General features: G+C 60.6%; 11 protein-coding genes and 3 tRNA genes. All 14 read left to right on the forward strand.

The features are described 5' to 3' along the window. Window positions 1–33 precede the first annotated feature (33 nt). The 14 genes from AC1D1M_RS05360 (at window position 34) to AC1D1M_RS05425 (ending at window position 12,886) form a co-directional block, all read left to right on the forward strand. Window positions 34–660, forward strand: a complete 627-nt coding sequence (locus tag AC1D1M_RS05360) for a phosphoribosylanthranilate isomerase (protein WP_477774822.1) — start codon at window positions 34–36, stop codon at window positions 658–660. A gap of 217 nt (window positions 661–877) precedes the next feature. Further along, window positions 878–1,798: an acetyl-CoA carboxylase, carboxyltransferase subunit beta gene (gene accD, locus AC1D1M_RS05365; RefSeq protein ID WP_223448407.1), complete on the forward strand. Its 921-nt coding sequence runs from the start codon at window positions 878–880 to the stop codon at window positions 1,796–1,798. Beyond that, window positions 1,795–3,102 carry a bifunctional tetrahydrofolate synthase/dihydrofolate synthase gene (folC, locus tag AC1D1M_RS05370; protein WP_477774823.1) on the forward strand — a complete coding sequence of 436 codons (1,308 nt, stop codon included), beginning with the start codon at window positions 1,795–1,797 and terminating at the stop codon, window positions 3,100–3,102. Before accD ends, folC begins: the two co-directional genes overlap by 4 nt. After that, window positions 3,086–3,742 carry an SPOR domain-containing protein gene (locus AC1D1M_RS05375; protein WP_477774824.1) on the forward strand — a complete coding sequence of 219 codons (657 nt, stop codon included), beginning with the start codon at window positions 3,086–3,088 and terminating at the stop codon, window positions 3,740–3,742. The genes folC and AC1D1M_RS05375 overlap by 17 nt, the downstream gene beginning before the upstream one ends. 98 nt (window positions 3,743–3,840) lie before the next feature. Continuing rightward, the gene (locus AC1D1M_RS05380; RefSeq protein WP_150727110.1) at window positions 3,841–4,401 is read left to right on the forward strand and encodes a CvpA family protein; all 561 of its coding nucleotides are present in this window, start codon (window positions 3,841–3,843) and stop codon (window positions 4,399–4,401) included. Between the two features lie 41 nt (window positions 4,402–4,442). Further along, on the forward strand, window positions 4,443–5,948 hold the full coding sequence (purF, locus tag AC1D1M_RS05385) for an amidophosphoribosyltransferase (RefSeq protein ID WP_007975670.1): 1,506 nt from the start codon (window positions 4,443–4,445) through the stop codon (window positions 5,946–5,948). 81 nt (window positions 5,949–6,029) lie between these two features. Next, window positions 6,030–7,241 (forward strand): O-succinylhomoserine sulfhydrylase, encoded by a 1,212-nt coding sequence (locus AC1D1M_RS05390; RefSeq protein ID WP_477774825.1) that lies wholly within the window; start codon window positions 6,030–6,032, stop codon window positions 7,239–7,241. After that, entirely contained in the window at window positions 7,238–8,014 is a 777-nt protein-coding gene (locus AC1D1M_RS05395) for an SDR family oxidoreductase (protein WP_477774826.1), read from the forward strand. Before AC1D1M_RS05390 ends, AC1D1M_RS05395 begins: the two co-directional genes overlap by 4 nt. Before the next feature lie 170 nt (window positions 8,015–8,184). Continuing rightward, window positions 8,185–8,260 (forward strand) — tRNA-Val (locus AC1D1M_RS05400). 53 nt (window positions 8,261–8,313) lie between these two features. Beyond that, window positions 8,314–8,390 (forward strand) — tRNA-Asp (locus AC1D1M_RS05405). Window positions 8,391–8,482: 92 nt separating this feature from the next. Further along, window positions 8,483–8,559, forward strand: a tRNA-Asp gene (locus AC1D1M_RS05410). Between the two features lie 379 nt (window positions 8,560–8,938). Beyond that, window positions 8,939–9,448: a sigma-70 family RNA polymerase sigma factor gene (locus AC1D1M_RS05415; protein ID WP_477774827.1), complete on the forward strand. Its 510-nt coding sequence runs from the start codon at window positions 8,939–8,941 to the stop codon at window positions 9,446–9,448. Then, window positions 9,445–10,395, forward strand: coding sequence for a FecR domain-containing protein (locus tag AC1D1M_RS05420; protein ID WP_477774828.1), 951 nt, complete (start codon window positions 9,445–9,447; stop codon window positions 10,393–10,395). Before AC1D1M_RS05415 ends, AC1D1M_RS05420 begins: the two co-directional genes overlap by 4 nt. A gap of 67 nt (window positions 10,396–10,462) precedes the next feature. Next, window positions 10,463–12,886 carry a TonB-dependent receptor gene (locus AC1D1M_RS05425; protein WP_477763518.1) on the forward strand — a complete coding sequence of 808 codons (2,424 nt, stop codon included), beginning with the start codon at window positions 10,463–10,465 and terminating at the stop codon, window positions 12,884–12,886. Window positions 12,887–12,956 lie beyond the last annotated feature (70 nt).

Below are 12,956 nucleotides of genomic sequence, written 5' to 3' on the forward strand. Positions count from 1 at the left end.
ACTTTCCCGGATTTGTCTTGGAGTTGTATCGACATGTCAGCCGTTCGCAGCAAGATCTGTGGGATTACCCGCATAGAGGATGCGTTGGCAGCCGTCGAGGCCGGGGCGGATGCCATCGGATTCGTGTTCTACGCCAAAAGCCCCCGTGCGGTGACGTTCCAGCAGGCGCGCTCGATCATCCAGGCGCTGCCGCCATTCGTGACCACCGTGGGCTTGTTCGTCAATGTGAGCCGTTGCGAATTGGGTGAAATCCTCGACGCGGTGCCCCTGGACTTGCTGCAATTTCACGGCGATGAAAGCGCAGAGGATTGCGAAGGTTGGCACCGCCCGTACATCAAGGCGCTGCGGGTCAAGGCGGGCGATGACATCGCCGCTGCCTGTGATGCCTATGCCAGTGCCAGCGGAATTTTGCTCGATACCTATGTCGAAGGTGTTCCCGGAGGAACCGGTGAGGCATTTGACTGGTCACTGATACCGCAAGGCTTGAGCAAGCCGATCATTCTGGCGGGCGGTCTGACGCCGGATAACGTCGCTGAAGCGATTGCGCGTGTTCGACCTTACGCCGTGGATGTCAGCGGCGGGGTAGAGGCGAGCAAGGGCATCAAGGATCACGCAAAGATTCAGGCATTTATCAAAGCGGTACGCGGTAGCACCTGTTGATGTGACGGCTGGCAGACTGCCGCCGTCCACTGCACTGTACAAAGCGGATGCACTGCACACAGCAGGCAGATCCGAGGGTTTTTGGTTGCACGCAGGTCATGTTTCGCGCTGACCGTGGCAGTCCATCGACCCTCTTCGCACACATGAATTTAGCGCTAGGGCATACACGGGGCTGCGAACCAGAGCGTTCGGGCCGCCGGTACTGGAGAAAGAAAGCATGAGCAACTGGTTAGTAGACAAACTGATCCCTTCGATCATGCGTTCCGAGGTCAAGAAGAGCTCGGTGCCTGAAGGTCTTTGGCACAAATGCCCGTCTTGCGAGGCTGTGCTGTATCGTCCGGAGTTGGAAAAGACCCTGGACGTTTGCCCCAAGTGCAACCATCACATGCGTATCGGCGCCCGCGCCCGTATCGACATCTTCCTCGACGTTGAAGGCCGTACCGAGCTGGGTGCAGACCTGGAGCCGGTTGACCGTCTGAAATTTCGCGACGGCAAGAAGTACAAGGACCGCCTGACCGCAGCACAAAAGCAGACCGGCGAAAAAGACGCGCTGGTTTCCATGAGCGGTACTTTGCTGGGCATGCCGGTTGTGGTTTCGGCGTTCGAGTTTTCCTTCATGGGTGGTTCGATGGGCGCCATCGTCGGTGAGCGTTTCGTTCGCGCCGCCAACTACGCCCTGGAAAAACGTTGCCCGATGATCTGCTTCGCGGCTTCCGGCGGTGCACGGATGCAGGAAGCGCTGATTTCCCTGATGCAAATGGCCAAGACCTCTGCGGTGCTGGCGCGTCTGCGTGAAGAAGGCATTCCGTTCATCTCCGTATTGACCGATCCGGTCTACGGCGGCGTTTCCGCCAGTCTGGCAATGTTGGGCGACGTGATTGTCGGCGAACCGAAGGCGTTGATCGGTTTTGCCGGTCCGCGTGTGATCGAGCAAACCGTGCGTGAAAAACTGCCGGAAGGCTTCCAGCGCAGCGAGTTCCTGCTGGAGCACGGTGCCATCGACATGATCATCGACCGTCAGGAACTGCGTCCGCGTCTGGGCAACCTGCTGGCGCAAATGATGGGCCTGCCGACGCCGAAGTTCGTGGCTGCACCCATCGAACCGATCGTGGTTCCACCGGTACCTGCCAGCCTATGACCCAACGTACCCTTGGCGAATGGCTCGCCTACCTTGAGCAGTTGCACCCTTCGGCCATCGACATGGGCCTGGAGCGGTCGCAGCAGGTAGCGTCCCGCATGGGACTGGGCAAGCCGGCGCCTCGGGTGATCACGGTCACCGGGACCAACGGCAAGGGTTCCACCTGCGCGTTCGTGGCATCCTTGCTGCGCGCCCAGGGCTTGAAAGTGGGGGTTTACAACTCCCCACACCTGCTGCGCTACAACGAGCGGGTAACGGTCAATGGCGTCGAAGCCACTGACGCCGAGCTGTGCGAGGCCTTTGCTGCGGTAGAGGCCGGGCGCGGCGATACTTCCCTGACTTACTTCGAAATGGGCACCCTGGCGGCATTCTGGCTGTTCCAGCGCTCGGGACTCGATGCCGTGGTGCTGGAAGTCGGTCTGGGCGGTCGCCTGGATACGGTCAATGTGGTGGACGCCGACATGGCGCTGGTCACCAGTATTGGCGTCGATCATGCGGATTACCTCGGTGATACCCGAGAGTCCGTGGCCTTCGAAAAGGCCGGCATCTTCCGTCAGGGTGCGCCCGCGCTCTGTGGCGATCTGAATCCTCCACAACCTCTGCTGGACAAGGCGCGCGAGCTCAAATGCCCGTTTTTCCTGCGTGGGCGCGATTTTGATCTCGGCATGACCGATCACAACTGGCAGTGGCGCGGTGTCGATGCGCAAGGGCGTGCGGTTGAACTGCGCGACCTGCCACTGCTCGATCTGCCGATGGAAAACGCTGCGTTGGCGTTGCAGGCTTACTTGCTGCTCGGTTTGCCTTGGGTGGATGCGCAGATTATCGAGGCGCTGCAGGCAACGAAGGTGGTCGGTCGTCTGGATCGCCGCGAGTTCGAGTGGCAAGGCAAGCGCTTGAATCTATTGCTGGATGTGGGGCATAACCCCCATGCGGCGGAGTATCTGGCTCGTCGCCTGGCCAGTCGTCCGCCGGTCGGCAAGCGTCTGGCGGTGTTCGGGCTGTTGGCGGACAAGGATCTGGGTGGTGTTGTCGGCGAATTGAATGCTAGTGTCCAGCACTGGGCTGTCGCACCGCTGGATTCGCCTCGGGCGCGTCCGGTTGCGGATCTGCACGACGCGTTGCAAGGTCTTGGTGCTTCGGTCACGCCATACGACAGTGTGGCGGCCGCCCTGGAAGGGCAGTGCGCGCTGGCCTCGAGCGACGACGAAATCCTGTTGTTCGGATCATTTTATTGTGTCGCCGAGGCCCTTGAGTGGCTGGCCCGGCGCTCCACGGAGGACGCGGCAAATGGCATTGCTGGATAAGGCATACAAGCAGCGCATGGTTGGCGCCCTGGTGTTGGTCGCACTGGCGGTGATTTTTCTGCCGATGCTGTTTTCCCGCCAGGACGAACAGCGCCAGGTGACGGTCGAAGCGCCTGCGGCTCCGCAGGCGCCTGCGATGCCCCAGGTACAGGTCGAGCCCGTGGTGGTGCCTGAGCCGCAAGCCTTGCCTCAGGAACCGGTGCCGAGCGATGACGAAATCGCCCAGCAGGAAGCGCCAGCGGTGCCGAGTGCGCCGGTGGCTCCAGCGCCAGTAGCCAAACCGGCTGCACCAGCGCCGGTCCCGGCTCTGGCCGCTAAACCTGCGACAGCGCCTGCCCAGCCCATCACCGCGGCACCGGGCAAGCCGGACACCACGCAAAGCCGTGTCGATGCCAATGGTTTGTCTGTCAGCTGGTCGGTGCAACTGGCCAGCCTGTCGAATCGTGAAAGCGCGGAAAAGCTTCAGAAAACCCTGCGCAGCCAGGGTTACAACGCCTACATCCGTACCGCCGACGGCAAAAACCGGGTGTTTGTCGGGCCGTTGATCGAGCGCGCTGAGGCCGACCGGCTGCGTGACTTGCTGAACCGCCAGCAGAACCTCAAGGGGTTTGTCGTGCGCTTTCAACCGGAACGTGGCTAAAACTATCGCCCCGATATGAAATGCACTGACAATCGCAGCTTACCGATAAGCATGGGCTCTGCTAAAATGCGCCGCCTTATCCGTCTGTAGGCTGCACTGTGCCATTTACCTGGGTTGACTGGGCGATCGTAGCAATCGTCGCCATCTCCGCATTGATCAGTCTGAGCCGCGGCTTCGTCACAGAAGCACTGTCGCTGTTGACCTGGATCATCGCAGGAGTCGTAGCCTGGATGTTCGGTGGCTCACTGTCCGAGTACCTCGGCGGGTACATTCAAACGCCATCGGCACGTATAATCACGGGCTGTGCCATCATGTTTGTCGCCACTTTAATCGTAGGCGCAATGATCAATTATCTTATCGGCGAACTGGTTCGCGTCACCGGGCTCTCCGGGACCGACCGATTCCTCGGCATGGCCTTCGGCGCCGCGCGTGGCGGGTTGCTGGTGGTCATCGCCGTCGGGCTGTTGAGCCTGGGGCCGGTACAGCAGGACGGGTGGTGGAAAGAGTCACAGCTCGTGCCAAAATTTCTATTGGTCGCTGACTGGTCCAAAAACCTGATCCTCGGGTGGAGCAGTCAGTGGCTTGCCAGCGGAATCAGCGTACCCGCTGATATTCCGTTCAAGGAGCAACTCTTGCCGATGGCCAAAACGCCTCAGTGAGTAGTGCTCAGTTCAGATCCATTAAGTAGGGGTTGCGTCGCATGTGTGGCATCGTCGGTATCGTCGGTAAGTCGAACGTCAATCAGGCGCTGTATGACGCGCTAACCGTCCTCCAGCACCGCGGCCAGGACGCTGCCGGTATCGTGACCAGCCATGATGGCCGGTTATTCCTGCGCAAGGACAACGGCCTGGTGCGTGACGTGTTCCAGCAGCGTCACATGCAGCGCCTGGTCGGTCACATGGGCATTGGCCATGTGCGTTATCCGACCGCGGGCAGCTCGACGTCGGCCGAAGCTCAACCGTTTTACGTCAACTCGCCTTACGGCATCACCCTGGCGCACAACGGTAACCTGACCAACGTTGAACAACTGGCCAAGGAGATTTACGAATCTGACTTGCGCCACGTCAACACCAGCTCCGATTCGGAAGTGCTGCTCAACGTGTTTGCACACGAACTGGCCCAGCGCGGCAAGTTGCAGCCGACCGAAGAAGACGTGTTCGCGGCTGTAACCGACGTGCATAACCGTTGCGTCGGTGGTTATGCCGTCGTGGCGATGATCACCGGCTACGGCATCGTCGGCTTCCGCGACCCGCACGGCATCCGTCCGATCGTTTTCGGCCAGCGTCACACCGACGAAGGCGTCGAGTACATGATCGCCTCGGAAAGCGTTTCCCTGGACGTGCTCGGCTTCACCCTGATTCGCGACCTGGCACCTGGTGAAGCGGTCTACATCACTGAAGAGGGCAAGCTCTACACCCGTCAGTGCGCGACCAACCCGTCCCTGACGCCGTGCATCTTCGAACACGTCTACCTGGCGCGTCCGGATTCGATCATCGACGGCGTGTCGGTCTACAAGGCCCGTCTGCGCATGGGTGAGAAACTGGCCGAGAAGATCCTGCGTGAGCGTCCGGATCACGACATCGACGTGGTCATCCCGATTCCTGATACCAGCCGCACCGCGGCGCTGGAGCTGGCGAACCACCTGGGCGTGAAGTTCCGCGAAGGCTTCGTGAAGAACCGCTACATCGGCCGGACCTTCATCATGCCGGGTCAGGCTGCACGGAAAAAATCCGTGCGCCAGAAGCTCAACGCCATCGAACTGGAATTCCGCGGCAAGAACGTGATGCTGGTGGATGACTCCATCGTTCGCGGTACCACATGCAAGCAGATCATCCAGATGGCCCGCGAGGCCGGCGCCAAGAACGTTTACTTCTGCTCTGCGGCTCCAGCCGTTCGCTACCCGAACGTCTATGGTATCGACATGCCAAGCGCTCACGAGCTGATCGCCCACAACCGTTCGACCCAGGACGTGGCTGACCTGATCGGCGCCGACTGGCTGATCTATCAGGACCTGCCTGACTTGATCGAAGCGGTCGGTGGCGGCAAGATCAAGATCGACAAGTTCGATTGCGCGGTGTTCGACGGCCAGTACGTCACCGGCGACGTCGACGAGGCTTACCTGAACAAGATCGAGCAGGCACGCAACGATGCCTCCAAGGTCAAGACGCAGGCAGTCAGTGCGATCATCGATCTGTACAACAACTGAGTTTCTACCGGCCCTGAGGGGCCGGTTTTGTATCTGGCAAAAAGACTTTTATCTATCAAGAGCAGGGCAAGGAGTGACAGCATGAGTCAGGAATGGGATGCCGGTCGGCTGGACAGCGACCTCGAAGGTGTAGCGTTCGATACCCTGGCCGTACGCGCCGGTCAGCACCGCACGCCGGAAGGCGAACACGGTGATCCGATGTTCTTCACCTCCAGCTACGTGTTCCGTACCGCCGCCGACGCCGCTGCGCGCTTCGCTGGCGAAGTGCCGGGCAACGTTTATTCGCGCTACACCAACCCGACCGTGCGCGCTTTCGAAGAGCGCATCGCCGCGCTGGAAAGCGCCGAGCAGGCCGTGGCCACGGCCACCGGCATGGCGGCCATCATGGCCGTGGTGATGAGCCTGTGCAGCGCTGGTGATCACGTGCTGGTGTCGCGCAGCGTATTCGGCTCGACCATCAGCCTGTTCGAAAAGTACTTCAAGCGCTTCGGCATCGAAGTCGACTACGTTGCCCTGGCCGATTTGTCCGGTTGGGAGGCGGCGATCAAGGCCAATACCAAGTTGTTGTTCGTTGAATCGCCGTCCAATCCGTTGGCCGAGTTGGTGGACATTGCGGCGCTGTCGGAAATCGCCCACGCCAAAGGCGCGATGCTGGTGGTCGACAACTGCTTCTGCACCCCGGCCTTGCAACAGCCGCTGAAAATGGGCGCGGACATTGTCGTGCACTCGGCCACCAAGTTCATCGACGGCCAGGGCCGTTGCATGGGTGGCGTGGTCGCCGGTCGTAGCGAGCAGATGAAAGAAGTGGTTGGCTTCCTGCGTACCGCCGGCCCGACCCTGAGCCCGTTCAACGCCTGGATCTTCCTCAAGGGCCTGGAAACCCTGAACCTGCGGATGAAGGCGCATTGTGCCAACGCCCAGCAACTGGCCGAGTGGCTGGAGCAGCAGGAAGGCATCGAGAAAGTCCACTACGCCGGCCTCAAGAGCCATCCGCAGCACGAGCTCGCGCTGCGCCAGCAGAAGGGTTTCGGTGCGGTCGTCAGTTTTGAGGTGAAGGGCGGCAAAGAGGGCGCCTGGCGCTTTATCGATGCCACGCGTCTGATTTCGATCACCGCCAACCTGGGCGACAGCAAAACCACCATCACCCATCCGAGCACCACGTCCCATGGTCGCCTGGCGCCGCAAGAGCGTGAAGCGGCGGGCATTCGTGACAGTCTGATCCGCGTTGCGGTCGGCCTGGAAGACGTGGCGGACCTGCAAGCCGATCTGGCGCGCGGTCTGGCTGCGTTGTGATCGATTTGTCTGTGCCGACCACTGGCTCAAATGGCCGCGTAGCGCTGGTGACCGGTGCTGCGCGGGGCATTGGCCTGGGGATCTCGGCCTGGCTGATCAGCGAAGGCTGGCAAGTCGTGCTGACGGATCTGGACCGGGAGCGCGGTTCGAAAGTGGCGAAAGTGTTGGGCGACAACGCCTGGTTCATCGCCATGGATGTCTCGAATGAAGGGCAGGTCGCGCTGGGCGTGGCCGAGGTGCTCGGCCAGTTCGGGCGCCTGGATGCGCTGGTCTGCAATGCGGCGGTTGCCGATCCGCATAACATCACCCTGGAAAGCCTCGACCTGGCTCACTGGAATCGGGTGTTGGCGGTGAACCTCAGTGGGCCGATGTTGCTGGCCAAACACTGTGCACCGTACCTGCGCGCTCACAGCGGTGCCATCGTCAATCTGGCCTCGACCCGCGCCGGGCAGTCGGAACCCGACACAGAGGCCTATGCGGCGAGCAAGGGCGGCTTGTTGGCCCTGACTCACGCGTTGGCCATCAGTCTTGGTCCGGAGATCCGGGTCAATGCCGTCAGCCCTGGCTGGATCGATGCGCGCGACCCCTGGGTGCGGCGTGCCGAACCATTGACCGAGGCCGATCATGTCCAGCATCCGGCGGGCAGGGTAGGGACGGTCGAGGACGTAGCGGCGATGGTGGCCTGGCTGCTGTCGAGGAACGCCGGGTTTGTCACCGGCCAGGAATTCGTGGTCGATGGCGGCATGACCAAGAAGATGATCTACAGCGAGTGATACTGGTGTTGAATGTATCGCCGTCTTCGAGAGCAGGCTCGCGATGGCGGACTGATGGTTGCCGACACTGGCCGGAATGAAATGTTTTTGTCTTTTTTAGAAAAACTTCAATCCTGCTATTGACTTAGGTTCGCTACCTGCGTAAATTTCGCGGCCTCGGAGATGCAAACGGGTGATTAGCTCAGCTGGGAGAGCGTCTGCCTTACAAGCAGAATGTCGGCGGTTCGATCCCGTCATCACCCACCACTCCCGAGATACTTGCGAAAGCAAGAGGTAGGCTGAAATGCCTCCACCGACGCGCAGCGGTAGTTCAGTCGGTTAGAATACCGGCCTGTCACGCCGGGGGTCGCGGGTTCGAGTCCCGTCCGCTGCGCCATATTTTCCGAGTCAGGCGTGCCTGGTTCGAGGTTGAAAAGCTACTGAGTTTTCAATCAGACGAGTTACTTGAGCATCTGCTCAAAGCGATACGCAGCGGTAGTTCAGTCGGTTAGAATACCGGCCTGTCACGCCGGGGGTCGCGGGTTCGAGTCCCGTCCGCTGCGCCATATCTGCCCCGAGGCCTGCTGAACGCCTTGGAGCTACGAAGAAACCACTGGTTACTTCGAGTCGATAGCAAAGACCCTGGTCGAAAGACCGGGGTTTTTTGTGTCTGTAATTTGGCTTTTTCTCCCTCCTCCCGACCCTCACCGTTTCGCATCTGCCAACCAAGCGCGGATGGCCAGTGAATTCCGATGTCTCTTGAAAATTCCCCTCGGTAACCCGCAGCCTTGATAAACCGGCGCCTGCGCAGCCGAAATTCCTGCCTGTCATTAAATAATTCAAACATTTACCGGGTGCAATTCGCACAAAGGACTTGGTTTGACCTCTCAACACTAATTAGAATGAGTCGCATTTATAATATTTCTTCGCGCAGGGTTTCTTTAGATGAGTGATGCAGCGTTGCCGCCGGAGCAAACCTTCCACGACCTGTACCGCGACCATCGGGGCTGGCTCGAAGGATGGTTGAGACGACGCATGAGCAATGGCAGCGACGCAGCGGATCTGAGCCAGGATACCTTCGTTCGTTTGCTCGCCAGCTCTCAGCGCATCGCCGACCTGCAAGAGCCTCGCGCCTACCTGGCGACAGTCGGCAAGCGGCTGCTGGCCAACTTCTACAAGCGCCGCAGCCTGGAGCAAGCGTATCTCGATGCATTGGCGTTGCTGCCCGAGGACTGCGTGCCGTCCCCCGAGCAACGCTGGATCCTGCTGGAAACCCTGCAAGCCCTGGACGAGTTGCTCGATGGATTGCCGAACTTGGTGCGACGAGCGTTTCTCTGGAGTCAGCTGGAAGGCCTGGGCTATCAAGAGATTGCCGAGCGTCTGCAAGTGTCGGAACGCACGATCAAGCGCTACATGGCTCAAGCCTACGAACATTGCCTGTTGGTGGACATGTGAACGGTTCGGCACCTTCGGCCCAGGCCCGGCAAGTCGTGCGGGCCGCCGCGCAGTGGCTGGCCCTCATGGAATCCGGCTGCGCTAATGAGCAGGACCGGGCGCAGTTGCAAAACTGGCGCGATAGTCATTCCAGTCACGAGCAGGCCTGGCAGAAAGCGCAACTTTTGCGCCAACGCTTTGCCGACCTGCCATCGTCCCTTGCCATGGCCAGTCTGGACCGGCCACAAGCCAGTCGACGTACGGTGCTCAAACGCGCCGTCGGGGCGGTGGCTTTGCTGCCGACCGCCTGGCTGGTCAGTCGACAGTTGCCTCTGGATGTCTGGAGTGCCGACCTGCGGACCGCCACTGGGGAAAACAAAAAAGACCGGTTGGCCGATGGCAGCTCTCTGCAACTGAATACGGCCAGTGCCGTCGACATCGATTTGAAGAGCCGGCGTCTGACACTCGTGGAAGGCGAAATGGCACTGAATGTGCCCGGGGTCTCGCCGCTGACGATTGTCACGCGTTTCGGGCAAGTGGTCTTCAGTCAGGGTGAAGTGTGTGTTCGTCAGGGGCAGGCGGGTTGCAAGGTGTCAGTGCTTAAAGGCGCGGTGCAGTTGCAGCCTCTGCGCGGGCCGGTCATTTCGCTGCGCGGCGGCCAGCAGGTCAGTCTTCAAGCGACGGGTGCCGGTGCCGTGGAGCCATTCGACGTGCTGGCCCCGGGCTGGCGTGACGGTGTGCTGATGGCGCAGAACCAGCCCTTGGGGGATTTTCTGCGCGAACTCAGCACCTATCGTCCGGGCGTTTTGCGATGGGACCCCGAGCTGGAATCGCTGCGCATCACCGGCAGTTTCCGCCTTGAAGACACCGATCGCGTTCTGGCCCTGTTGGCGGCCAGCCTGCCACTGGAAGTGCATTCGCGTACGCGTTACTGGGTAACGCTGGTACCGCGCAAAAATAGTGTTTAAAGCGTGTCCCCTTTTTTCGCCTCGCTGGTCATTCAAGGCAAGTGAAACGAAATCAGAGAGATTCACAATGCCTGCAGTGATGTCTAGCAGTATGCGTCCAGCTCCATCCAGGTTGCGCCCGTTGTTGCACTTGAGTCTGTTGTTGAGCCTGAGTGCCTGTCCGTTGTTCATCACTGCCAGTTGGGCCGAAGACGCGCCGCGCCGCAGCTATCAGGTGCCAGCCGGTAGCCTCGACGCTGCGCTGACCCGTTTCGCCGGGCTGGCCGGGGTCAATCTGTCAGTGGACCCGGCACTGGTGAGCGGGCGCACCAGCCCCGGTCTTTCCGGCGACTTCGCGGTGGAGGAGGGCTTCGCCCTGCTGCTACAGGGTTCCGGTCTGCAACTGCAGCCGGTGGGCGAACAGGCGTACATGCTGACCCCGGTGCCAACAGGCAGCGGCCTGCAATTGGGGGCTACCTCTATTTACGCGACGGCGGACACGGCGCACGGTGATCCGTATGCCGGCGGGCAGGTCGCACGCCGTGGGTCTCAAGGCTTGCTGGGCTCGAAAGACTTCATGGAGACGCCGTTCAGCGAGACCACCTACACCAGTGAGTTGGTGAAAAACCTGCAGGCTCGTACCTTGGGCGACCTCGTCGCCAGCGATCCTTCGGTTCGCGCCACCAACCCGGCGGGTGGGCGGTATGAGCAGTTCACCATTCGCGGACTCAGCCTGTTCAACAGTGATGTCTCCTACAACGGTCTCTACGGCATCCTGCCGACCTACACGATTGACATGGAGATGGCCGACCGCGTCGACATCCTCAAAGGCCCGAGCCAGCTCATCAATGGCATCTCGCCACGGGGCAGCGTGGGTGGCGGGATCAACGTGGTGCCCAAGCGCGCCACCGACGTGCCGATTACTTCGTTTACCGGCAACTATGCTTCCGACAGCCAGGTCGGCGGGGCCGTGGACATCGGTCGGCGCTTTGGTGAGGGGGACATGTTCGGTGTTCGTTTCAACGGCGTGAAGCAGTCCGGCGACACCGAATGGGATCACCAGAGTGTTGACCGCGAGATGGCTGTGCTGGGCCTGGATTTTAGCGGTGAACGTCTGCGGCTCTCGACCGACGTCGGACATAACGAGCGTGACACCGACGCCCCGCAGGAGCGCGTGCAGGTGGGCGCCAACGCTCAGGTTCCGCACGCCAGCGATGTTCGCCACAACTATGCGCAGCCGTGGAGCAAGGCGCGGACCAAGGACACCTTCGGTACGGTGACCGGTGAGTACGATGTCAGCGATTCCGTCATGGTGTACGCCGGTGCGGGCGCGCGTAAAAGTAATCATGACTTCCTCCGGCACGCCGTAGCGGTCACCAACGACGCGGGTAACTTCAGCGTTCTGCCACGTGACTTCACCCGTGACGAAAATGTCCGCACGGCCAATGCCGGGGTGCGCAACTGGTTTCATACCGGTTCGGTAAGCCATGAGGTCAACCTGGCTGCCAGCTATTTCTACATGGACTTCGAAAATGGCGGCGCCCGTTATGCCTCCGCCCCGAGCAACATCTACAACCCCGTGGAAACACCGACACCCAGCAATCCCACGCGACTCGATTCGAAGGTGTATACCGAGAACCGCTTCAGCAGCGTGGCGTTGTCCGACACATTGGGTTTCTTCGATGACCGGGTGCTGCTGACCCTCGGCGCTCGCTGGCAGCGAGTGCAGGTTGACGACTGGACGGATAATGTCAAAGGCGACACGGCCTACGATGAGGAAAAGGTTTCGCCGTCGGGCGGCATCCTGTTCAAGGCCACCGATAAGCTCTCGTTGTATGCCAACTACATGGAGGGCCTGAGCCAGGGCAAGATCGCGCCGTCGACCTCGGTGAACGAGGACGAAATCTTCCCTCCGTTCATCAGTCGGCAGGTCGAGGTCGGTGCCAAATATGATGCGGGTGCGTTCGCCATCACCACCGCAGTGTTCCGGATCAAGCAGCCTGCCTATGAAACCAACGCCACGACGCGGGTTTTCGGCCCGAACGGCAAACGCGAAAACAAGGGTGTGGAAGTCAGTGTGTTCGGTGAGCCGCTCAAAGGTTTCCGCCTGCTCGGCGGCGTCATGTATATCGACAGCGAGTTGACCAACACCACCAACGGCACCTTTGACGGCAACCGCGCGCCTGCCACGCCGGAATACAACGTCAACCTGGGCGCCGAGTGGGACGTGCCGAGCGTGCAAGGCCTGACCCTGACCAGCCGCGGCATCTATTCCAGCTCGCAGTATCTGGACCAGTCCAATAACAAGGAAATCGATGCCTGGACGCGTGTCGACGTGGGCGCGCGCTACGCCTTCAAGGTCGAAGAAAAGAACATCACCCTGCGGGCCAATGTCGAGAACGTGGCCGATAAGCGCTACTGGAGTTCTGCCGGGGCCTCGGATGACAGCGAGCCAGGATTGACGCTTGCGACTCCACGAACCTACCTCCTTTCGGCGACCGTCGACTTCTGAATCGATTCAACCGTGCGTTGCGCCACAGGGAAGGGCGCTGCCGAGTTGTGTCATGCATCGATTGCAGAGG

The organism is Pseudomonas sp. P1_F7, assembly GCF_056405655.1.